Origin of the sequence: Phenylobacterium soli (assembly GCF_003254475.1) — a bacterium.
Taxonomy (GTDB): Bacteria; Pseudomonadota; Alphaproteobacteria; order Caulobacterales; family Caulobacteraceae; genus Phenylobacterium; species Phenylobacterium soli.
Genome location: NZ_QFYQ01000001.1, coordinates 3,104,439 through 3,125,275 on the forward strand (window position 1 = coordinate 3,104,439; position 20,837 = coordinate 3,125,275).

Here is a 20,837-nt window from a genome sequence, read left to right on the forward strand (position 1 = left end):
TCGGCTGCACGCATCCACCTCGCGCCATCACCCGCCCTGCGCGGGAGAAAGCACCTTAGGTCCAAAGGGTTAATCGGCCTTCCTACGCCGAAACCACCTCCGGTTTACCGGAGGGGCCGCTGCAGGGAGCCCCAGATACGAAGAAACCTCGCGCGGCGCGGCCGGCGAGGTTCTCCGTTCACACAGACTGTCGCGGCCGCAGCCAAGGCGGCCGGCAAGCGTACTACTTCAGGTGAGCCGCCAGGTGCTTGTTCATCTCGAACATGCTGACCTTGTCCTTGCCGCCGAAGACGGGCTTCAGCTTGGCGTCCGCGATGATCTCGCGCTTGTTGGACGGGTTCTGCAGGTTGTTCTTCTTGATGTAGTCCCAGATCTTGGAAACGCACTCGCCACGGGACAGCTGTCCCGAGCCCACGACGGCGGCCAGTTCGGACGACGGCGTCATCGGCTTTTGCAGGGCGTTGTTCTTCTTGGTGTCGGCCATTGGGCTCCCCCAGCTAGAATTCGGGCGCCCCGCCACGCAGGTGCGTGACTGAGTCGCTTGCAGGTATCCTAGGAGTGCTAGGCGGCGCGCGCCACTTTAGAAGCTCGCTTTGGGGAAACTCGCGCAAAAATGGCGCCGGGCCGCGTTTACGCCGGGCGATAGGAGTCCCGCTCCTCGGGACGGCGGGCGTTGGGCGAGCGGGACACCATGTCGTCGCCGCCGGCCCGCTCGACGCTGTCGTAGAGCGCGGCGGTGGAGGCTTCGGTGGTGGCGTCCAGGCGCTTGTCGCGGGTGGCCCAGCGCATCGCGCCCCAGGCCATGCCGGCCGCCAGCACGACGACGCCGACCACCTCCATCAGCAGCCAGCCCACGCCGCCGGCGTCGACATCGCCCACCGGCCCCTGGCCGGCGGGGTGGGAGATCGCGCCGAGGATGCCGAAGAAGCTGCTCATGGTGAGCGCCCAGAAGCCGAAGGCCGCGGCCCAGGCGATCCACAGGAAGATCCGGCCGCCCACGTCGTAGCCGCCGCGGGGCTGGGTCCGTCCGACCGCCTCGTAGGTCATGACGTCGGGGTTTGCGTCGGAATAGGTGTGCGTCGCCATGGGCTCGCCTCGGTCTGCTACTGGCCGGTTTCCCGGCGTCGCGGACCTAACCCGAAGCCCAGCGGCGACGTTCCCAGCTCTCGCGCGAGGCTCCGCCCTCTCAGGCCCCGCCGACGATCCCGCGGCGCGACATGTGGGCGTAGAGCCGCCCGATGAGGCGGCTCGCGGTGCGCTCGAACATCCACGGGCAGACGGCGTGGGCCAGGCAGGCCAGGCCGGCCCCGATCAGGGCCGCGCCGTAGCCGGCCGCCACGCCGGCGTGCTCGAGATAGGTCTCGCCCACCGAGTTCGGGTGCCGGGTGAACGCCTGCATGGAAGCCCCTTTCGCCATCGAGCGACGACCCTCGCCCCGTTCGACGAGGAGATCATTGTCGATTTCGGCTACCTGTCAGGCTAATTGGAGAACCTGCTTCTCCATCTCTGGCGGATAGCGTGAAGAATCTTCTCGATCCGATCGACCGGCGCATCCTGCGGGAGCTGCAGGCCGACGCCACCCTGCCGCTCGCCGAGCTCGCCGAGCGCGCGGGCCTGTCGCAGACCCCCTGCTGGAAGCGGGTGAAGCGGCTGACCGAGGAGGGCTATGTGCGCGGGCGCGTGGCCCTGCTCGACCGCGACCGGCTGGACCTCGGGCTGGTGGTGTTCGTCTCGATCCGCACCAGTCGCCACGACCAGGCCTGGCTGGACGCCTTCGCCAAGGGCGCGGCGGGCCTTCCGGAGGTGATCGAGTTCTACCGCCTGTCGGGCGACACCGACTACCTGCTCAAGGTCGTGGTCAAGGACATCGCCGCCTACGACGCCTTCTACAAGCGCCTGATCGCGACGGCCCCGCTGGCCGACGTCAGCTCCGCCTTCGCCATGGAAGAGATCAAGGCCACCACGGCCCTGCCCATTTGATCGCGACCAGACCTGTTGGGCGTTGACTTCCGTAGCTGCCCCATTCCCTGATTGTCCGAAAGAGCAAGAAGTTAGGGAGAGTGGCGATGACGGCTTGGACCTTCGCCGACGTGTGGGAATCCATCGCCGCGGCGCAGCCGGACAGGCCCGCCCTGATCCAGGGTGAGCGGGAAGTGACCTGGAGTCAGTTCGACGCGCGCGCCGACGCCCTGGCGGCGCACCTGATCGCCACCGGCCTCGGCCACCAGGCCAAGATCGCCGCCTACCTGTTCAACGGTCCGGAATATCTCGAGACCTATTTCGCGGCCTTCAAGGCGGGCTACGCGCCGGTCAACACCAACTACCGCTATGGCGCGGAGGAGGTTCTCTACCTCTTCGACAACGCCGACGCCGAGGCGGTGGTCTTCCACGCCGGCTTCACCGAGATCCTCGAGCAGATCCGCGATCGCCTGCCGAAGGTGAAGGCCTGGGTCGCCCTCGCCGAGCCGGGCCACCCGGTCCCGGCCTGGGCCGCCGACTACGACGCGATCGTCGCCAAAATCCCCGAGACGCGGCCGGTGAAGGCGCCGTGGGGCCGCTCGCCCGACGACCTCCTGCTGCTCTACACCGGCGGCACCACGGGCATGCCTAAGGGCGTGATGTGGCGCCAGGACGACCTCTTCAACGTGGTCGGGGCCGGCGGCAACGCGGCCATGGGCATCGAGGGTATCACCGCCGTCGAACAGGCGGGCGAGCGCGTGAAGGTCCCCGGCCACTATCAGCCGACCACTATCGTCGCCGCGCCGCTGATGCACGGCACCGGCCAGTTCTCGGCCTTCATCACCCTCAATCTCGGCGGCACGGTCGCCACCCTGCCCTCGCGCAAGTTCAACGCCATCGAGCTGTGGAACGAGGTGGAGCGGCTGAAGGCCGAGGGCATCGTCCTCGTCGGCCTGGCCTTCTCGACGCCGATGCTGGAGGCGCTGGAGGCCAATCCGGGCCGCTGGGACCTCTCCTCGGTGCGCTCGATGAGCTCGTCGGGCTCGATGTGGAGCCAGGAAAACAAGCGCGGCCTGCTCTCCTTCTGCCCCAACGCCATGATCTTCGACAGCTTCGGCTCGTCCGAGGCGGTGGGCATGGGCGCCTCGGCCTCCGCGCCCGGCGCCGAGGTGCAGACCGCCGCCTTCGCCCTCGGCCCCAACTGCGGCGTCTTCACCGAGGACGGCCGGCGGGTCGAGCCCGGTTCCGGCGAACGCGGCCTGGTGGCCGTCTCCGGCTTCCTGCCGATGGGCTACTACAAGGACGAGGAGAAGTCGGCCAAGACCTTCAAGATCATCGAGGGCATCCGCTGGAGCGTGCCGGGCGACTGGGCCGAGGTGAACACCGATGGCACCCTGAAGCTGCTGGGCCGCGGCTCGGTCTGCATCAACACCGGCGGCGAGAAGGTCTTCCCCGAAGAGGTCGAAGAGGCCCTCAAGACCCACCCGCAGATCCGCGACGCGGTGGTGGTCGGCGTGCCCGACGCCCGGTTCGGCGAGCGCATCTGCGCCGTGGTCGAGCCGATCGGCGGCGCCGAGCCGACGCTCAACGAGCTCTCCGAGCACGTGCGCGAGCACCTGGCCGGCTACAAGGCGCCCCGCGAGCTGGTGGTGGTGGAGAGCATCGGCCGGGCCCCCAACGGCAAGGTCGACTACAAGGCGGTCAAGGACCGCGCCCTCAAGGCGCTGAACGAGCCGGCCTGATCGCGGGCTCCGCCGCCTATTCCGCCTCGGGTTCGGCGGCGGCGCGGCCGAGCGTGCGGACGAACTCGACGAGGGCCGCGCGCGGCGCGCCGCGGGGCAGCTTGGCATAGGCCCGCAGCAGCTCCAGGGCGCCCGGCTGGGCCAGCAGGGCCGCGACGTCGTCAATGGCCGAGGCGCGGCCGCCCGCCTCGCCGAACAGCTCCGACACCGGCGCCTCGAGGGCGCCGGCGATGCGCGCCAGCATCGAGGCGCTGACCCGGTTGGCGCCGCGCTCGTACTTCTGGATCTGCTGGAAGGTGACGCCCGCCGTCTCGGCGAGCGCCTGCTGGGAGAGGCCGCGCATCTTGCGCAGCAGCCGGATGCGCGCGCCCACCGCCACGTCCACCGGATCGGCCGCGGCCTCGATGCGGCGTGCGGCCGCCATCGCCTCCTGCATCGTCGTGCGCACCATCTCGGTTGTCTCCCGCGGGGCGGCAACCTTGAGCATTAAGTCTGCGAATGCAAGGGCGAGGGGTGCGCCGAGGCCGGCACGCCCTGCTCGCCCCCTTGTTGTTCGTGGCCGCGCCCCCGCCGTCAGTTGGCGGCGACGGCCCGCGCGGCCGCCTGGGCGGCGATGACCGCCCGGCCCTCGCGCTCGGCGATTCGCCGGAACGTGGCCAGCGCCTGCCCGACCACCTGGTCCATGTTGTAGTAGCGGTAGGTGGCCAGCCGCCCGACGAAATGGACGTCCTGTGTCTCCAGGGCCAGGGCCTCGTACTTCTTGTAGAGGGCCTGGTTCTCCGGTCTCGGCACCGGGTAGTAGGGGTCGCCGTCGGCCCGCGGATACTCGTAGGTGATCGTCGTCTTGCGCGAGGCCTGCCCGGTCATGTGCTTGTATTCGCTGATCCGGGTGTAGGGCGTGCCCTCCTCGGGATAGTTCACCGTCCCCACCGGCTGGAACCACTCCTGGTCCAGCGTCTCGTGCCGGAACGAGAGGCTGCGATAGGGCAGCTTGCCGAACCGGAAGTCGAAATACTCGTCCACCGGGCCGGTGAAGATCAGGCGGTCGTAGTCGACCTCCTCGCGAACGTCCTCGAAGTCGACGCCCAGCTCGATGGTGATCCCCGGCTGGTCGAGCATGTTCTCGAACATCCGCGTGTAGCCATCGGCCGGCATGTTCTGGAACTTGTCGGTGAAATAGCGGTCGTCCAGGTTCGTGCGGGTCGGCACCCGGGCGGTCACGCTCTTGTCCAGCTCGGAGGGATCCATGCCCCACTGCTTGCGGGTGTAGCCGCGGAAGAAGGTCTCGTAGAGCTCACGGCCCACTGCCGAGACCACCACGTCCTCGCTGGTCTTGACCCGCTCCACCGGCTCGGCGCGGCTCGCCAGATAGGCGGCGGCCTCCTCGTCGGTCCTCAGGTCGAGCCCGTAGAGGGTGTTCAGCGTCGTGCGGTTGATCGGGATCGGCACGTGCAGCCCGCCCTTCACGCAGGCCAGCACCCGATGCTCGTAGGGCCGCCACCTGGTGAACTGGGACAGGTAGCCCGCCACCTCGTCGGAGTTGGTGTGGAAGATGTGCGGCCCGTAGCGGTGCATGAGCACGCCGGCCGCGTCCTTCTCGTCATAGGCGTTGCCGCCCACGTGGGAGCGGCGGTCGACGAGCAGCACCTTCTTGCCGAGCTGGCTGGAGAGGCGCTCGGCGAGCACCGAGCCGGCGAAGCCCGCGCCGACGATAAGATAGTCGAAGGTTCGGCTGCGCGAGGCGGGCCGGATGACCGGCGAGGCCAGCACCGAGGTGGCGCCGGCGGCCACCGACGCCTTCGCCCGCTTGGCGACGGCCCGGGCGATCTCGAGGCTCATGCGGGCGAAGGTCTCGTCCCAGGAGAGCGCCGCGAGGGTGGCGTCCACGGCCTTCAGCCAGTCGCCGCGGATGCGCGACAAGGCCAGCGCCTGGTCGCAGGCGGAGACGAAGGCCTCCGGGTCGGCCGCGATCTTCACCGCCTCCAGCTCACCGTAGTGGCGGGCGACGTCGACGATCGGCGTCGAGACCACCGGCCGCCCGCCCGCCAGGTATTCCGGCGTCTTGGTCGGGCTGATGAAGCGGGTGGACTCGTTGATGGCGAAGGGCATCAGGGCCACGTCCCAGCCCGCCAGGTAGCGCGGCAGGTCCTCGTAGTCCTTGCCGCCCAGGTAATGCAGGTTCGGGCGGCGCGGCAGATCCTTGGGATCGATCTTCACCACCGGCCCGAGGATGACCACCGACCACTCCGGGCGGGCGTCGGCCAGGGCGGCGAGCAGGTCGAGGTCCATGCGCTCGTCGACCACGCCGTAGAAGCCGAGCCGCGGCCAGGGCAGCACCGCCTGGTCGTCGGGCTCGGTGCGCAGGCTGCGCGCCTTGGCGAAGTGGCCGCGGTCCACGCTCGAGGGGAACGGATGGATGTTGGGGTGCCGGTCGCGCTTGGCCTCCCAGAGGCTGTAGCCGCCGGTGAACACCACATCGGCCAGGCCCATCAGCTCGCGCTCGAGAAGGGTCAGCTCGGGCGGGGCGAACTTGAAGTTCGCCAGCTCGTCCATGCAGTCGTAGACCGTGCAGACGGCTTCGATGTGCCGCGAGAACGGCAACATCATCGGGGTGTAGTACCAGCGGACGATGTCGCCCTCGACGGCGGCGATGACCGTGTCGAGCAGGCCGCGCAGGATCTCCTCCTGGCGCTCGGCCGGCGTTCCCTCCGGCAGGACGGGGGTGAGCACGACCACGCCGCTCTCGCCGTCGACATTCATGTCGAGCCGCGGCGTCGCGTCCGAGGCCTCGAAGACCGCCTCTTCCCAGACGATCACCCGCCGTTCCCTGGCGAAGCGGGTCATCAGGTGTTGCGGTCGCTGGAAGACGAAATTCCAGCGCAGGTGGCTGAAGCAGATGAGGGTCTGGCGACCTCGCGGATGCGGCCCGAACTGAATGGCGAACGGCGCAGCGCCAGCGGCGCTCGGGAACTGCTCAGAGTCCAAGGGCGGCAATCCTTTTGAAAAAACGACACACGGAGCCCGTGGGAATAATTCTTCCCTCACCCGAAGGTTCCTTCGGCAGCTCCCGGATTTGCTCGTTTATTCAGTAATCAAAAGATCAAGCTGGGCCGCCCAGCACCGCTAGATCAAGTTGTCGATACGTCGACTATTCGACAGAGTTCTTCGAAGACACGCCGCTCGTGACTGAACGAAGACCTGTTCCATAAGCAGGATTGGTCTCCCAGCGCAGGGCGTCGGCGACGATCTGCTCCAAGTCCGAGCGTTTCGCCCGCCAGCCCAGCAGGGCCTGGGCGTGGGCGGGATCGGCGACCAGGCTCGCCGGATCGCCCGCCCGTCGAGCGCCCATCGAATGGGGCACCGGCTTGCCCAGCGCGCGGCCGACGGTGTCGACCACCTCCTTGACCGAGCGCCCCTGGCCCGCGCCGACGTTGGCCGCCTCGTAGACGCCGGCGGCCAGCTCGACCTTCAGGGCGGCGACGTGGGCGTCGGCTAGGTCGCTGACGTGGATGTAGTCGCGCAGGCAGGTGCCGTCGGGGGTGTCGAAGTCATCGCCGAACACCGTCAGCGGCTTGCCGCGCCCGAGCCCGGCGGCGATCGCCAGCGGGATGAGATGGGTCTCCGGATCGTGCGCCTCGCCGATCTGACCGGACGGGTCCGCGCCGGCGGCGTTGAAGTAGCGCAGGGCCACGGCCGTCAGGCCATAGGCGCGGCACTCGGCCTGGATCATCCATTCGCAGGCCAGCTTGGTGTCGCCGTAGGGGCTGGCGGGCGCCTTGGGCGCATCCTCGCGGATGGCCTCCAGCGGCCCGCGGCCGCCCTGGCCGTAGACCGCCGCGCTGGACGAGAAGACCAGTCGGTCGACGCCCTTCTCGCGCATGGCAGACAGCAGGCTGACCGTGCCGGCGACATTGACGTCCCAGAACAGGTCCGGCCGCACCACCGAGCGGCCCACCTCGATCAGGCCGGCGAAGTGGATCACCGTCTTGACGCCGTGCGCCTCGAGCGCCTCGGCGACCGCCCGGGTGTCGCGGATGTCGCCGTGGACGAAGGTCCCCCACTGCGCAGCCTCGCGATAGCCGAGGCTGAGGTCATCGAAGACGACCGGAAAATAGCCCTGCTCGTAGAGGGCCTTTGACGTGTGAGCGCCGATGTAGCCTGCGCCGCCCGTGACCAGCACGGCGGGACGTGTTCCCCGATCCATGCGGGCATAATCCCCGGCTTCGGGGAGCGGTTCCAACTACATTCAGCAAGTCGTTGGAACTACTGGCGAACGGCGCGCCTTAAGGCCTCGGGATCGACGGGAAAGCCAGGGCCCGATGCGTCAGCTTGAGCTGTGGGGCGGTCACGAGCAGACCGTCAACCGCGTGGGCGGTGTGTTCCACGATCAGACGGTCCGCTCCGGCCATCACCAGCGCCTCGGGGATCTCGAACGCTTCGCCGCGCTGGGCCTGAAGGCGCTCAGATACCCGGTGCTCTGGGAGCGGGTGGCGCCTCGCCGGCCTGATGAGCACGACTGGCGCTGGACCGACGAGCGGCTGGCGCGGATCCGCGCCTTGGGCATGCGCCCGATCGCCGGCCTCCTCCACCATGGCAGCGGGCCGCGCTACACCAGCCTCGTGGACGAGGGGTTCCCGGCCGCCTTCGCCGCCTACGCCCGCGCGGCCGCCGAGCGCTATCCCTGGATCGGCGACTGGACGCCGATCAACGAGCCCCTGACGACGGCCCGCTTCTCGGCCCTTTATGGCCACTGGTACCCGCACCTCAGCGACGAGCCGCTGTTCTGGGCCGCGCTGCTCAACCAGATCGAGGCCACTGCGCTCGCCATGCGCGAGATCCGCGCGGTGCGGCCGGATGCGCGGCTCATCCAGACCGAGGACCTCGGTCGAACCTACTCGACCCGCCCCGTCGCCATCCAGGCCGACCACGACAACACCCGGCGCTGGATGACCTGGGACCTTCTGGCCGGGCGCGTGACGCACGGCCACCCCCTGTGGTCGCGGCTCGCATCCTTCGGGCTCGGCGAGCGGCTGCGGCGCATCGCCGACGCCCCCTGCCCCGCCGACGTGATCGGGGTGAACCACTACCTGACCAGCGACCGCTTCCTGGATCACGCCACCGAGGCCTATCCGCCCGAGCGGATCGGCGGCAACGACTTCATGGCCTTCGCGGACGTCGAGGCGGTGCGCGTGGCCCTGCCGGCGCCGGGCGGCCTGGAAGGCGCCCTCGACGAGGCCTGGTCGCGCTACGGCCGCCCGGTCGCAGTCACCGAAAGCCACAACGGCTGCACCCGAGAGGAGCAGGTGCGCTGGATACGCGAAGCGTGGCGGACGGCCCAGCGCCTGCGCGAGCGCGGCGTGGAAGTGGAGGCCGTCACCGCCTGGGCCCTGCTCGGGACCTACGACTGGAACAGCCTGCTCACCCGCCATAACGGCCACTACGAGGTGGGCGCGTTCGATGTCCGCTCGGGCGCGCCGCGGCCGACGGCGCTCGCCGGAGAACTGAAGCGGCTGGCCGAGGGCGAGGCCGCGCCGCCGCATCCGGCCACCCAGGGACCAGGCTGGTGGCGGCGCGACATCCGCCTGGAGTTCCGGCCCGTGTTCCGCACGGTCGAGACGCCGGAGCCCAAGCGCGCCTGGCACACCGACGAAGCGCCTTCCCGGCCGCTGCTGATCACCGGCGCCACCGGCACCCTCGGCAAGGCCCTGGCGCGCGCCTGCGAATGGCGCGGCATCGACTACCGCCTGACCAGCCGCGCCGAGCTGCCGCTCGACGACGAGGCGGCGATCGCCCGCGCGCTCGACCGGACCGGCGCCTGGGGCGTGATCAACGCCGCAGGCTTCGTCCGGGTCGACGCGGCGGAGGCTGACCCCGCGGCCTGCCACGCCGCCAACGCCGAGGGCGCGATCCGGCTGGCCCGGGCCTGCGCGGAGCGGGACCTGCCGTTCGCCGGCTTCTCCAGCGACCTGGTGTTCGACGGCCGTAAGGGCGAGCCCTATCTGGAGAGCGATCCGGTCGCCCCCCTCAATGCCTACGGCGAAAGCAAGGCCCGAGCCGAACGGGAGATCCTCGCCCTCGAGCGGGCGCTGATGATCCGTACGGCGGCCTTCTTCTCCCCCTACGATCCCTACAATTTCGCGGCCCAAGTGATCCGCGCCCTGGCCGTCGACCTGCCGTTCGACGCCGCCAGCGACCTTGTGGTCTCGCCGACCTATGTGCCGGACCTGGTGGATGCGACGCTCGACCTCGTCATCGACGGCGAGACGGGGATCCGCCACCTTGCTAATCCGGCGGCGGTCTCCTGGGCCGAGTTCGCGCGGCGCATCGCGGCGGCCGTCGGGCTGGATCCGGAGATGATCCGCGAGGTCCCGAGCCGCACCTTCCGCTGGCCGGCGCGCCGGCCGAGCTTCGCAGCACTCGACACCGAGCGCGGCCAGACCCTGCCGCCGCTCGACCAGGCGATCGCCCGTTATGTGGCGATGATCGCCGAGACCGACTTCGCCGCCGAGGCCGAGGCGCAGGTGGAAGGCGCGCCCCAGACCCGCGCGGTGCGCGACGACGCGCCGGTAAGCTGAGCGGGTGAGCTGAGCCGACGGCTAGCCCCGGCCCGCCCCCTCGGCGCCGTCCTCCACGCCGAAGAACTCCTCTTCGTTCTCGGACAGGAGCTCGTCGAGGGCGTCGATCACCGCGTCGAGCTGTTCGGGACTGGCGGCGAAATCCATCTTCTCCCCGGCCTCGTCCTCGAGATGGAGCACGAAATCGTCCGCGCGGACGGAGATCGCGAAGCGCGCAAGCTGTCTCATGGGGGCATCCTTCCGATCTGGCGGGTGTGGCCTTCGTAAACCGCGCAGGCGGCGTTCAGTTCAGCGCAGCGCCCGGGCCGCCGCCACCACCTTGCGCGCCTTTTCTGCGGTCTCTTCGGGCGGCTGGCCAGGGCGATAGAGCTCGCCGCCAAGGCCGAAGGCGCGGGCGCCCGCCGCCCACCAGGCGTCCATGTCCTCCGCGCCGACGCCGCCCACCGCCCAGACCACCGCCTCTGCCGGCAGGACGGCCTTGAGCTGCTTGAGGTGCGCGGGACCATAGGTGACCGCCGGGAAGAGCTTCAGGTGCCGGGCGCCGGCCTCGATCGCCATGAACGCCTCGGTCGCCGTGGCGAAGCCCGGAGCCGGATCGAGCTTCAGCTCCACCGCCCGGCGGATCACTTCGCAGGAGGTGTTGGGCGAGACGATGATCCGGCCGCCCGCCTGGGCCACCGCATCCACCCGGTCGGCCGACAGCACCGTGCCGCCGCCGGTGACCATCCGGTCGCCGAACTCTTCCGAGAGACGCCAGATGCTCTCCATGGGCTCGGGCGAGTTGAGCGGCACCTCCACGCCGCGGACGCCGGCGTCGTAGAGCGCCTGCGCGTGCGCAAGGATCTCGTCCGGCCGGACGCCGCGAACGATCGCCACGACGGGGCAGGCTTGAAGGGCGTCGTCGAGGGTCATGACCGGCCTCCCTGCTGATAGAGGGCGAAGAGGCCCGCGCGCGCCGCCGCCTCGCCGTCGAAAGTCTCCACGGCGAGGCCGCGCCGTTCGAGCGCCCGGCGGTAGAACCCGCAGAGCCGCGCGTCGCCGAGCAGATCCACCGGCTCGCCGCCCTGCAGGCCCAGCAACCGCGGTGCGCTGGCGACCTCGGCGCCGATCAGCAGGCCGGAGAGATAGCTCGGCGTCCCCGCCGCCGGCGCGCCGCCGCCGACCACCCGCGAGCGGGCCGTGAACAGACGCGCGGCCAGAGCATCGCCATCGCCCGCTGCGGCCAGTCCTGCCTCGAAGGCGGCAGGATCGTCCGCCCCGCCCTCGCCCTTCAACACGCTGTGCTTGGAGAGCACCGCGAAGAGCTCGCCGGTCATGACGGTGACGAAGCGGGCGATGCGGCCCTCCTCCACCAGGACCCACTTGGCGTGGGTGCCGGGATGGCAGACCACCCGGCGGCCGCGCGCGCGGGCGGGATCCTGCGCCACCCAACCGAGGATCTGGGTCTCCTCGCCGCGCATCACGTCCGGCGCGCCCACGAGACCCTCGCAGCGCAGGCCGGGGACAATGCGCACCCAGGCGGCGTGCGCCTCCACCGAGGCGAGGCTGCCGGCAAGCTCGGGCAGGCCCGCGGGACAGTCCACATAGGGCACGCTGGTCCAGCCGAGGTTGGAACCGACCATCCCGCAGAGGATCGCCGGCAGGCCGACGGCATCCAGGGCCGGCTGCACCTCCTCCTGGAAGCGCCGCCCCGCCTCGCCGGGCGTGAGCCTGGAGACGCCAAGGTCGAAGTCGCGCTCGGCGACCACGCCGCCCGCCTCGTCCAGGGTCCAGGCCCGCAGGTTGGTGGTGCCCCAGTCGCAGGCCAGCAGGGCCGCGGCCATCAGGTGCGCCCTCCGTCGATCACGATGTTTTGGCCGGTGATCATGCGGCTGTCGTCGGAGGCGAGGAACAGGGCCAGGCGCGCGATGTCCTCGGGGAGGATGCGCGTCTTCAGGGCCACCTGCTTCATCCATTCCGCTTCCGCCTCCGGCGTCAGCCAGAGTTCGAGCTGGCGCGGGGTCACCACCCAGCCGGGCGACAGCGCGTTGACCCGGACGCCGTCGACGCCCCACTCGCGCGCCAGGGTCTTGGAGAGCGAATTGATGCCGCCCTTGGCCGCCACATAGCCGGCGAGCTTTTCGGGCCCGAGAAGCGCGTTGATCGACGAGACGTTGACGATCACCCCGCCGCCGGCGCGCTTCATCATCGGATAGACCGCGTGGCTGGCGATGAAGACGGGATCGAGGTTCACCGCCAGGTCCTTGCGCCAGGCCTGCGGCGTCATCTCCGCCGTCACCTGGCGGGTGTCGTTGGCGACGTTGTTGATCAGCACCGTGACGTCGCCCAGGGCCTTGCCGGCCGCCGCGATCGCCCCCTGCAGGGCGTCCGCGTCGGTCACGTCGCAGGTCTGGAACCAGGCGTTGCCGCCGAGCTTGGACATCAGGGCGTCGCCGTCGGCCTGCTTGAGGTCGACGAAGGCGACCTTCGCCCCCTGCTCGTGGAAACTCGTCACGAAGGTGGCGCCGATGCCGGAGGCTCCGCCGGTGATGAACACCACCCTGTCCTTCAGGCTGGGATAGGTCGCAAAGCCGGCCATCAGTGGGACTCCCGGGTGACGTCGGCGCTGGACTTGCCGACCAGGAAGTCGAGGTCGACGCCCTTGTCCGCCTGCATGACGGTGTCGATGTAGAGCCGGTACCAGCCGCGGTCGTACTTCGGGGCCGCGCGCGCCGCCTCCCAGGCCTGCCGCCGTCGGGCGAGCTCGGCCTCGTCGACCAGCAGGTCGAGACGGCGGCCCGGGCCGTCGAAGGCGATCTCGTCGCCGGTCTGCACCAGCGCCAGGGGACCGCCGGCCTCGGATTCCGGCGCCACGTGCAGGATCACCGTGCCGTAGGCGGTGCCGCTCATCCGCGCGTCCGAGATCCGCACCATGTCGCGCACGCCCAGCTCCAGGAGCTTGCGCGGCAGGGCCATGTTCCCGACCTCCGGCATGCCGGGATAGCCCTTCGGTCCGCAGCCCTTCAGCACCAGGATCGAGGTCGCGTCCACCGGCAGGTCGGGATCGTCGATGCGGGCATGGTAGTCCTCGATGTCCTCGAAGACGACGGCCTTGCCGCGGTGGGTGAGCAACTCCGGCGTTGCGGCGCTGGGCTTCAGGATCGCCCCGTCCGGACAGAGGTTGCCGGTCAGCACCCAGACGCCCGACGAAGGCCCGACCGGGACCTCGCGCGTGCCGATCACCTCGCGGTTCCAGACCTCGCCGCCGGCGGCGATCTCGCCCTGGGTCTTGCCCCAGGCGGTCACCGCCTCGCGCCGCAGCAGATCGCCGAGCTCGTTGAGCACGGCGGGCACGCCGCCGGCGTAGCAGAAGTCCTCCATCAGGTACTGGCCGGAGGGCATCAGGTTCACCAGCAGCGGGACCTCGCGCCCGATCACGTCGAAGTCGTGAAGGTCGAGCGGCACGCCGACCCGGCCAGCCAGGGCCAGCAGGTGCACCACCGCATTGGTGGAGCCGCCGATGGCGGCGTGAACCAGGATCGCGTTCTCGAACGCCTCGCGGGTCAGGATGTCCGAGGGCTTCACGTCATCCTTCACCATCTGAACGATGCGGTTGCCAGAGAGGTGCGCCAGCACCCGGCGTCGCGCGTCCACCGCCGGCAGGGCCGAATTGTTGGGCAGGCTCATGCCCAGCCCCTCGACGATGGCCGACATGGTGGAGGCGGTGCCCATGGTGTTGCAGGTGCCGGCCGAGCGGCTCATGCCGCTCTCGGCGGCCATGAAGTCCGCCAGGCTCATGTCACCGGCGCGGACCTCCTCGGAGAAGCGCCAGACGTCCGTGCCCGAGCCGATGTCCTGGCCGCGGAACTTGCCGTTCAGCATCGGGCCCGAGGACACGAAGATGGCCGGCAGGTCGACGCTCGCCGCCCCCATCAAGAGGCCGGGCGTGGTCTTGTCGCAGCCGCCCAGCAGCACCACCCCGTCGATGGGGTTGGCGCGGATCGATTCCTCCACCTCCATGGCGAGCAGGTTGCGGAACAGCATGGCCGTCGGCCGCATCTGGGTCTCCGGCAGGCTCATGGCCGGGAACTCGATGGGCACCCCGCCGGCCTCCCAGATCCCGCGCTTCACGAAGCCGGCGAGTTCGCGCAGGTGCACCTGGCAGGTGACCAGCTCCGACCAGGTGTTGGCGATGCCGATGATCGGGCGGCCGTCGAAGACGTGCTCGGGGAGGCCCGTGGCCTTGATCCAGCTCCGGTGGATGAAGCCGTCGCGGTCGATCTTGCCGTAGCTTCGCTGGCTGCGCAGCGGTGGCTTGGCCATGCGCGTGTCCCCTGCTTCTCTCGGCGGCGCCCTTGAGGGCAGAACCCGCGAGCACGCGTGACGGTTCAGCGGCGCGCCAGGCGAAGAGGTCGGGCGAAGAGGTTAGGCGAAGAAGCTCAGGCGAAGAGGGGCAGCGGCAGTCCCCTGACGCCGACCTCCGCGGCGAACAGCCCGCCGGCCAGCGGCTGCGTCTCGCGCTCGGCGTTCGACAGGCCCTCCCAGGCGCTGGTGATGTAGAGGGTGGCAAGGTCCTCGCCGCCGAACATGCAGGCGCTGGGCTGCGAGACCGGGGTCTCCAGGATGCGGTCGATGCGCCCGTCCGGCGCGTAGCGGACGACGCGCGAGGCGCCCCACTCGGCGTTCCACAGATAGCCCTCGGCGTCGACGCAGGAACCGTCCGGCCCGCCCAGCTCGGTTCGAGCGAAGACCTCGCGCCGGGAGAGATCGGCGGTGTCGCAGGCCCAGATCGTTCGCCGGACGGAATCCGCGACGTAGAGCCGGCGGCCGTCCGGGCTCATGGCCAGGCTGTTGGCGATGTGGATCCCCTCGATCACCGGTTCGGTGAAGCCGTCGGGACAGGTGCGGAAGATCCGGCCCGGGCGCTTGCCGCCATCGTCGTCCATGCTCGACCACCAGAAGCAGCCGTCACCGAGCAGCACGCCGTCGTTGCTGCGGAACCCGGGGCCGAGGTCCATCGGCTGACGCAGCTCCGTCGCGCCGGTGCGCGGGTCGAAGAACGCGAGTCCACGCTCGGTGGCCAGCAGCAGGGCGCCGGAGACCGTCGGGGCTGCGGCGCTTGCGCGCATCGGCAGCTCGTAGCGTCCCGATCGGCCGTCCGCCGGAGCGAGCCAATTCAGGCGCGCGCCCTTGATGTCGAACCAGTAGAGCCGCCCTTCCCGGGGGCTCCAGCAGGGGCCTTCGCCCAGGATATCGGCCGATTCCACCGCGCAGCTGATCTTGCTCATGTGCCTCCGGCCCGTTCGGGCGTCTGCTGGGGGCGTTGCTGTAATGCCTTCGACTTCTACCCTGCGACAACCTGACTAGGCGCGTTCGCTACCGTTCAGGGTCACCCAGCTACTATCTAACCTGACGAATCGGGAGGGGATCCCACCAGATGACGCTGTCGAGCTACTCAGACGTTTTCTCCATCAGTCACGAGCGTGACTACGAGGAGGATATCCACGTGGGCGATCTGGTGCGCACGGGCCCCAACCTCTATCCGCACTTCGAAGTGGTCGCGGTGCACGGCGACAAGGCCTGGGTGCGCAACGTCCAGAACGGGGCCGACCACCTCGCCCTCCTGTCCCGCTGCCGCAAGATCAACGGACAACCGGCCGAGGGCTGATCGCCCTCGGACCGCCAGCCGAACAATGAACCCTGGGCGCGGCGCCGGAGTTTAGCTCCGGGGCGCGATCGCCTGTGCGCCAATCCGGAGGACGCGCCATCTCCGCCTTCATGTTCGCAACGGGGATCGAGAACTCCATCCCCAAGATCAACGGTGGCCGCGAGCGCGTGGACCAGATGGAGTCCTGCGGCCACTACCGGCACTGGCGGAAGGACTTCGAGCTCGTCGAGGATCTCGGCCTGCGCTTCCTGCGCTACGGCCCGCCGCTGCACACCACCCTGATCGGCCCCGACCGCTACGACTGGGAGTTCGCCGACGTCACCTTCGCCGAGCTGAAGCGGCGCGACATCATCCCGATCGTCGATCTCTGCCATTTCGGCGTGCCCGACTGGCTCGGCAACTTCCAGAATCCGGACTTCCCGGAGGTGTTCGCCCGCTATGCGGCCGCCTTCGCCCGGCGCTTCCCGTGGGTGCAGCTCTACACCCCGGTCAACGAGATGTTCATCTGCGCCCAGTTCTCCGCCAAGTTCGGCTGGTGGAACGAGGAAGGCACCACCGACCTGACCTTCGTCACGGCCCTCAAGCACATCGTGAAGGCCAATGTGCTGGCGATGATGGAGATCCTGAAGGTCCGGGCCGACGCGATCTTCATCCAGTCGGAAAGCTCGGAATATTTCCATGCGGAGAACCCGGCCGCCATCAAGCCGGCGGAGATCGAGAACGCCAAGCGCTTCCTGTCGCTGGACCTGAACTACGGCCACCGGGTGGACTCGGAGATGTACGAGTACCTGATGGACAACGGCATGACCCGGGACGAGTACCACTTCTTCCTGGGCAACGCGCTGCACCACCACTGCATCCTGGGCAACGACTACTACTGGACCAACGAGCACCGGGTCGACGCGCAGGGCATCAGCCGCGCCTCCGGCGAGATCTTCGGCTATTCGGAGATCACCCGGCAGTACTACGCCCGCTACCGGCTGCCGGTGATGCACACCGAGACCAACATCGCCGAGGGCCCGAACGGCGACGAGGCGGTCAACTGGCTCTGGAAGGAATGGGCCAACGTGCTGCGCGTCCGCAACGACGGCGTGCCGACCGTGGGCTTCACCTGGTACTCGCTGACCGACCAGATGGACTGGGACGTGGCGCTTCGCGAGAAGAACAACCGCATCCACCCGGTCGGGCTCTACGATCTCAACCGCGAGATCCGCCCCGTGGGCCGCAGCTACAAGCAGCTGATCGCCGACTGGCGCGAGGTGCTGCCGACCCAGAGCGTCTGCCTCTCCGTCCCCATCGTGCCGCCCTCGGAGCATGAGGAGCCCGCCGCCCAGCGCCAACGCGCGGCGGCCCGCCACCTGCGCGCCGTCGAGGTGGGCGACGACGAGCAAGGCCAGGCGTCCTCGAGCCGCTCGTGACCGGCGGGGCGACGATCGGCGGCGCGCCCGTCGTCACCCTGATCGCCGGCGACGCGCCCGCCTCCGGCCCCGCCTTCCTGGCCGCCGAGGTGCTGCCCGGCCGCGGCTTCATGCTGCTGCAGGCGAGCCTGCGCCTGCCCGACGGCCGCGTCGTCGACGCCATCCACGCCCCGTCCACGGCCGAGGCGGCGCGCGCCCTCGACGGCGGTCCCGAGGATTTCGCCGGCAACGCCGCCTTCAGCTTCGGCGGGGCGATCCTGCTGCCCTACGCCAACCGCATCCGCGGCCGCGCCCTGCCCGAGCGGCGCGAGATCGAGACGCAGATCGCGGGCGAGCGCGTGCGCCTGCCGCGCAACTGGGGCGGCAAGCGGCCGGGCGCCGAGCAGTACGCCATGCATGGCCTCATCCTCGACGCGGCCGTGCCCTTCGACCAGCCGTCGCGGGACCGGATCACCGGGCGCCTCGCGGCCGGCGACTTTGGCGGACGCTGGCCCGGGCAGGCCGAGGCGGACTTCGAGTGGAGCCTCGCGGGCGGCGCCTTGCTGCTGACCGTGCGGACCCGGAATGTCGGAGACCGGCCGCTGCCGCTCGGCGTGGGCTGGCACCCCTACTTCGCCCTGCCCTCCGGCGACCGGCGGCAGGCGCGCCTGCGCGTGCCCGCGCGGTTGCGGGTCGAGGTCAACGACTATGACGAGGTGCTGCCGACCGGCCGCCTCACGCCGGTGGCGGGCGGCCCCTACGACTTCGCAAGGCCGGCCCAGTTGGGCGATCTCTATCTCGACGACTGCTTCACCGACCTCGAAGCCGCGGCCGTGGAGATCCAGGATCCGGCCGCCGGCCTCGGCCTGAGGATCATCGCCCCCTCGCCGCACGTGGGCGCCTTCCAGATCTATGCGCCGCTGGAGCAGGCCTTCGTCGTCGTGGAGCCGCAGTTCAACCTCGCCGATCCGTTCGGCGCCGAATGGGGCGGGCGCGACACCGGCATGGTGCGCCTGGAGCCCGGCGGCACGGCGACCTACGAGGCCAGGGTCGAGCCCTTCGCCCTGGCGACCGCCGCGGGGAACCCCTGAGCCCATACCGGGTTTTCTGGCTCCGACGAGGCCAGACATGGACCGCGCCAGACCCCGCACCGACATCCAGACCGGCGAAGTGGTGGACTTCGACGAGGCCCTGCTCGCCAGCCTGCCGGCTGAGCTGAGGGAGGAGCTCCGCGCCGAGGCGATCATGCTGGCCGACGCCTTCGCGCCGAAGGGCCGCGCCCACGAGCTCGAGGCCATGGCCGATGCGCTCACCCGCGGCGAGGCTCGGAGCGCCGAGCCTCAGATGGACCGCCGCCGGGCGCGCGGCCTCGCCGCCGCCTTGCGCGCCATCGCCCGCAGTTCGGAAGGCTGAAGCCTATTCGGCGGCCGGCAGGGCCTCGCTGGCCTTGAGCCGGTCGGCGCCGCGGCGGCGGCGGCGGGCGGGCCGGTCGAGCACCTTGCGCAGCTTGGCGGCCAGGACGGCGGTCTCGTAGGGCTTGTCGAGCAGCGGGAATTCCGCCGTCTCCAGCACCGCCCCCTCGCCCATGAAGCCTGAGGTCAGGAGCACCGGCAGGCCGGGCCGCATCGCACGCGCCTCGCGCGCCAGTTCGAGGCCGCTGCGGCCGCCGGGCATGACCACGTCGGAGAACAAGAGGTCGATCGGCGCCTCGGAGCGGAGGACCTCGAGCGCCTCGGCGGCATTGGTCGCCGTCGTCGCCTGGTAGCCGAGCCCGGTCAGCATATCGAGGGTCAGGGCCAGGACCGTCGGATCGTCCTCGACGAGGAGCACCCGCTCGGAGCCGCCCTGCGCCTCGGGCGGCGGCGCCTCGGCGCGCACCACCTCGACGGGGGCGTCGGAGGCCGGCAGCCGCAGCTGAAAGCGGGTGCCGGCGCCGGGGGTCGACTCGACGCGCACCTCGCCATCGGACTGGCGCACGAAGCCATAGACCTGGCTGAGGCCGAGGCCCGAGCCCTTGCCCACTTCCTTGGTGGTGAAGAACGGCTCGAAGACCCGCTCGCGGATCTCGGGCGACATGCCGACGCCGGTGTCGGAGACGTCGATCAGCACCCGCTCTCCCCTGGGCCCCGGCTCGCGCTCGGTGGCCAGGGTGAGGACGCCGCCGCTCGGCATGGCGTCGCGCGCATTGACGGCGAGGTTCAGGAGGGCGGTCTCGAGCTGGGTCGGGTCGACATGGGCGCAGAGCGCCTCCTCGCCGAGCCGCAGGTCGAGCGTCACCGCCTCGCCGACGGCCTGGCGGATCAGCGGGCTGAAGTCGCGGATAAGGGCGTTCACGTCGAGGCTGACGGGGGACAGGTGCTGGCGACGCGAAAACGCCAGCAGCTGACGGGTCAGGTCGCGGCCGCGTTCGGTGGCCAGGCGGATGGCCTCGATGCGCCGCTGGCGGCGGGCCTCGTCCTCGGCCTTGCGGCCCAGCATGTCGACGTTGCCGAGCACCACCGTCAGCAGGTTGTTGAAGTCGTGGGCCACCCCGCCGGTCAGCTGGCCGACCGCCTCCATCTTGCGGGCCTGGGTGAGCTGCTCCTCCAGCTGCTTGCGATCGGTGGCGTCGAGGATGACGCCGAATATCTCGCGGGCCTGGCCATCCTCGCTCGGGGCGACGACGCCCTGGTCCTGAAGCACTCGGTACTGGCCGTCGGCGCAGAGCCAGCGGAACTCGACGCTGTACTGGCCCGTCTCGGCCGCCGCCGCGACCCGCTCGACCACCATGTCGACGTCGTCGGGATGGATGCGGCTGGTGCCGAACCCGGCTTCTTTGACGAAGCGCGAGGCGGGAAAGCCGGTGATGTCCTCGACCGCCTCGGAGACGAACTGCGGGGCGAACGGCGGCTCGATGCTGCGCGAGTGGATCACGATCGGCAGCGTCTTGAGGATCGCCTCCTGCCGCGCCTCGGTCACCCTCAGCGCGCGCTCGGCCTGATCCTTCTCGGCCTTCACCCGGGCGTGCTCGTCCAGCAGCCACTGCTGATAGGCCGACTGACGCTTCACCTCCTCGGTCTTGAGGTAGAGATCGACGAGGACCTGCACCTTCGACTTGAGGATGAACGGGTCCACCGGCTTGAACACCACGTCCACCGCGCCGGCCGAATAGGCCTGGAAGACGTGGGCCTCGTCCCGGAAGATCGCGGTCAAGAAGACGATCGGCGTGCGCGAGGTGCGCTTGCGGGCGCGGATGAACTGCGCCGTCTCGTAGCCGTCCATGCCCGGCATGTGCAGGTCGAGCAGGATGACCGCGAACTCCTCGGTGAGCAGGCGCTTGAGCGCCTCCTCGCCCGAGCGCGCCACCACCAGGTCGTGGCCGAGCTCCTCCAGCGCCTGGATCGCGGCGAAGGCGTTCCGCTCGTCGTCGTCGACGATCAGAATCCGCGCCTGGATCGGCTTGTCCAGGTCGGGGGGCGCCGGAGACGGCTCCCCCCGCCAGGTTGGCTCGGGACTGGCCTTGAGGGCTCGGGTCACG

The 20,837-nt window shown here is 70.1% G+C and carries 20 protein-coding genes; 7 read left to right on the forward strand and 13 right to left on the reverse strand.

What is annotated here, in order from left to right:
* Positions 1 to 223: 223 nt before the first annotated feature.
* From DJ017_RS15445 to DJ017_RS15455, 3 genes are all read right to left on the reverse strand, one after another.
* Positions 224 to 484 (reverse strand): SWIB/MDM2 domain-containing protein, encoded by a 261-nt coding sequence (locus DJ017_RS15445; protein ID WP_111529553.1) that lies wholly within the window; start codon positions 482 to 484, stop codon positions 224 to 226.
* A 146-nt stretch (positions 485 to 630) separates the two neighbouring features.
* Complete coding sequence (locus DJ017_RS15450; protein ID WP_111529554.1) at positions 631 to 1,086, reverse strand: hypothetical protein; 456 nt, start codon at positions 1,084 to 1,086, stop codon at positions 631 to 633.
* Between the two features lie 100 nt (positions 1,087 to 1,186).
* On the reverse strand, positions 1,187 to 1,399 hold the full coding sequence (locus DJ017_RS15455) for a DUF6356 family protein (protein WP_111529555.1): 213 nt from the start codon (positions 1,397 to 1,399) through the stop codon (positions 1,187 to 1,189).
* A 119-nt stretch (positions 1,400 to 1,518) separates the two neighbouring features.
* On the opposite strand from DJ017_RS15455, the gene DJ017_RS15460 reads away from it, so the two are divergent.
* Together DJ017_RS15460 and DJ017_RS15465 are read left to right on the forward strand one after the other, a co-directional pair.
* Positions 1,519 to 1,980 (forward strand): Lrp/AsnC family transcriptional regulator, encoded by a 462-nt coding sequence (locus DJ017_RS15460; protein ID WP_165830646.1) that lies wholly within the window; start codon positions 1,519 to 1,521, stop codon positions 1,978 to 1,980.
* 86 nt (positions 1,981 to 2,066) lie between these two features.
* A complete protein-coding gene (locus DJ017_RS15465) occupies positions 2,067 to 3,701 on the forward strand; it encodes an AMP-binding protein (RefSeq protein ID WP_111529557.1) in 1,635 nt (544 codons plus the stop codon).
* A gap of 16 nt (positions 3,702 to 3,717) precedes the next feature.
* Here the strand turns inward: DJ017_RS15465 and DJ017_RS15470 are convergent, their stop codons facing one another.
* From DJ017_RS15470 to galE, 3 genes are all read right to left on the reverse strand, one after another.
* Positions 3,718 to 4,152 (reverse strand): helix-turn-helix domain-containing protein, encoded by a 435-nt coding sequence (locus tag DJ017_RS15470; RefSeq protein ID WP_227000162.1) that lies wholly within the window; start codon positions 4,150 to 4,152, stop codon positions 3,718 to 3,720.
* A gap of 122 nt (positions 4,153 to 4,274) precedes the next feature.
* Entirely contained in the window at positions 4,275 to 6,686 is a 2,412-nt protein-coding gene (glf, locus tag DJ017_RS15475) for a UDP-galactopyranose mutase (RefSeq protein WP_227000163.1), read from the reverse strand.
* 163 nt (positions 6,687 to 6,849) lie between these two features.
* Positions 6,850 to 7,905, reverse strand: coding sequence for a UDP-glucose 4-epimerase GalE (gene galE, locus DJ017_RS15480; protein ID WP_111529558.1), 1,056 nt, complete (start codon positions 7,903 to 7,905; stop codon positions 6,850 to 6,852).
* A 115-nt stretch (positions 7,906 to 8,020) separates the two neighbouring features.
* On the opposite strand from galE, the gene DJ017_RS15485 reads away from it, so the two are divergent.
* Complete coding sequence (locus DJ017_RS15485; protein ID WP_111529559.1) at positions 8,021 to 10,276, forward strand: family 1 glycosylhydrolase; 2,256 nt, start codon at positions 8,021 to 8,023, stop codon at positions 10,274 to 10,276.
* Positions 10,277 to 10,297: 21 nt separating this feature from the next.
* Here DJ017_RS15485 and DJ017_RS15490 read toward each other — a convergent pair whose 3' ends face one another.
* The 6 genes from DJ017_RS15490 to DJ017_RS15515 all read right to left on the reverse strand — a co-directional run bounded on the left by DJ017_RS15490 (position 10,298) and on the right by DJ017_RS15515 (position 15,543).
* Complete coding sequence (locus DJ017_RS15490) at positions 10,298 to 10,504, reverse strand: hypothetical protein (RefSeq protein WP_111529560.1); 207 nt, start codon at positions 10,502 to 10,504, stop codon at positions 10,298 to 10,300.
* Between the two features lie 60 nt (positions 10,505 to 10,564).
* Positions 10,565 to 11,188 (reverse strand): 2-dehydro-3-deoxy-6-phosphogalactonate aldolase, encoded by a 624-nt coding sequence (locus DJ017_RS15495; protein WP_111529561.1) that lies wholly within the window; start codon positions 11,186 to 11,188, stop codon positions 10,565 to 10,567.
* Complete coding sequence (locus tag DJ017_RS15500; RefSeq protein WP_111529562.1) at positions 11,185 to 12,099, reverse strand: 2-dehydro-3-deoxygalactonokinase; 915 nt, start codon at positions 12,097 to 12,099, stop codon at positions 11,185 to 11,187. Before DJ017_RS15500 ends, DJ017_RS15495 begins: the two co-directional genes overlap by 4 nt.
* Positions 12,099 to 12,854 (reverse strand): SDR family NAD(P)-dependent oxidoreductase, encoded by a 756-nt coding sequence (locus DJ017_RS15505; protein ID WP_111529563.1) that lies wholly within the window; start codon positions 12,852 to 12,854, stop codon positions 12,099 to 12,101. Before DJ017_RS15505 ends, DJ017_RS15500 begins: the two co-directional genes overlap by 1 nt.
* Complete coding sequence (locus DJ017_RS15510; RefSeq protein ID WP_111529564.1) at positions 12,854 to 14,578, reverse strand: IlvD/Edd family dehydratase; 1,725 nt, start codon at positions 14,576 to 14,578, stop codon at positions 12,854 to 12,856. The genes DJ017_RS15505 and DJ017_RS15510 overlap by 1 nt, the downstream gene beginning before the upstream one ends.
* Before the next feature lie 116 nt (positions 14,579 to 14,694).
* On the reverse strand, positions 14,695 to 15,543 hold the full coding sequence (locus DJ017_RS15515) for an SMP-30/gluconolactonase/LRE family protein (RefSeq protein WP_111529565.1): 849 nt from the start codon (positions 15,541 to 15,543) through the stop codon (positions 14,695 to 14,697).
* A gap of 149 nt (positions 15,544 to 15,692) precedes the next feature.
* Here DJ017_RS15515 and DJ017_RS15520 point away from each other — a divergent pair, with 149 nt between their 5' ends.
* The 4 genes from DJ017_RS15520 (at position 15,693) to DJ017_RS15535 (ending at position 18,733) form a co-directional block, all read left to right on the forward strand.
* On the forward strand, positions 15,693 to 15,923 hold the full coding sequence (locus DJ017_RS15520) for a hypothetical protein (protein WP_111529566.1): 231 nt from the start codon (positions 15,693 to 15,695) through the stop codon (positions 15,921 to 15,923).
* Positions 15,924 to 16,033: 110 nt separating this feature from the next.
* Positions 16,034 to 17,341, forward strand: coding sequence for a family 1 glycosylhydrolase (locus DJ017_RS15525; protein WP_111529567.1), 1,308 nt, complete (start codon positions 16,034 to 16,036; stop codon positions 17,339 to 17,341).
* Complete coding sequence (locus tag DJ017_RS15530; protein ID WP_111529568.1) at positions 17,338 to 18,411, forward strand: aldose 1-epimerase; 1,074 nt, start codon at positions 17,338 to 17,340, stop codon at positions 18,409 to 18,411. The genes DJ017_RS15525 and DJ017_RS15530 overlap by 4 nt, the downstream gene beginning before the upstream one ends.
* Before the next feature lie 37 nt (positions 18,412 to 18,448).
* On the forward strand, positions 18,449 to 18,733 hold the full coding sequence (locus DJ017_RS15535) for a hypothetical protein (RefSeq protein WP_111529569.1): 285 nt from the start codon (positions 18,449 to 18,451) through the stop codon (positions 18,731 to 18,733).
* 3 nt (positions 18,734 to 18,736) lie between these two features.
* Here DJ017_RS15535 and DJ017_RS15540 read toward each other — a convergent pair whose 3' ends face one another.
* Positions 18,737 to 20,836, reverse strand: coding sequence for a response regulator (locus tag DJ017_RS15540; protein ID WP_111529570.1), 2,100 nt, complete (start codon positions 20,834 to 20,836; stop codon positions 18,737 to 18,739).
* Position 20,837 lies beyond the last annotated feature (1 nt).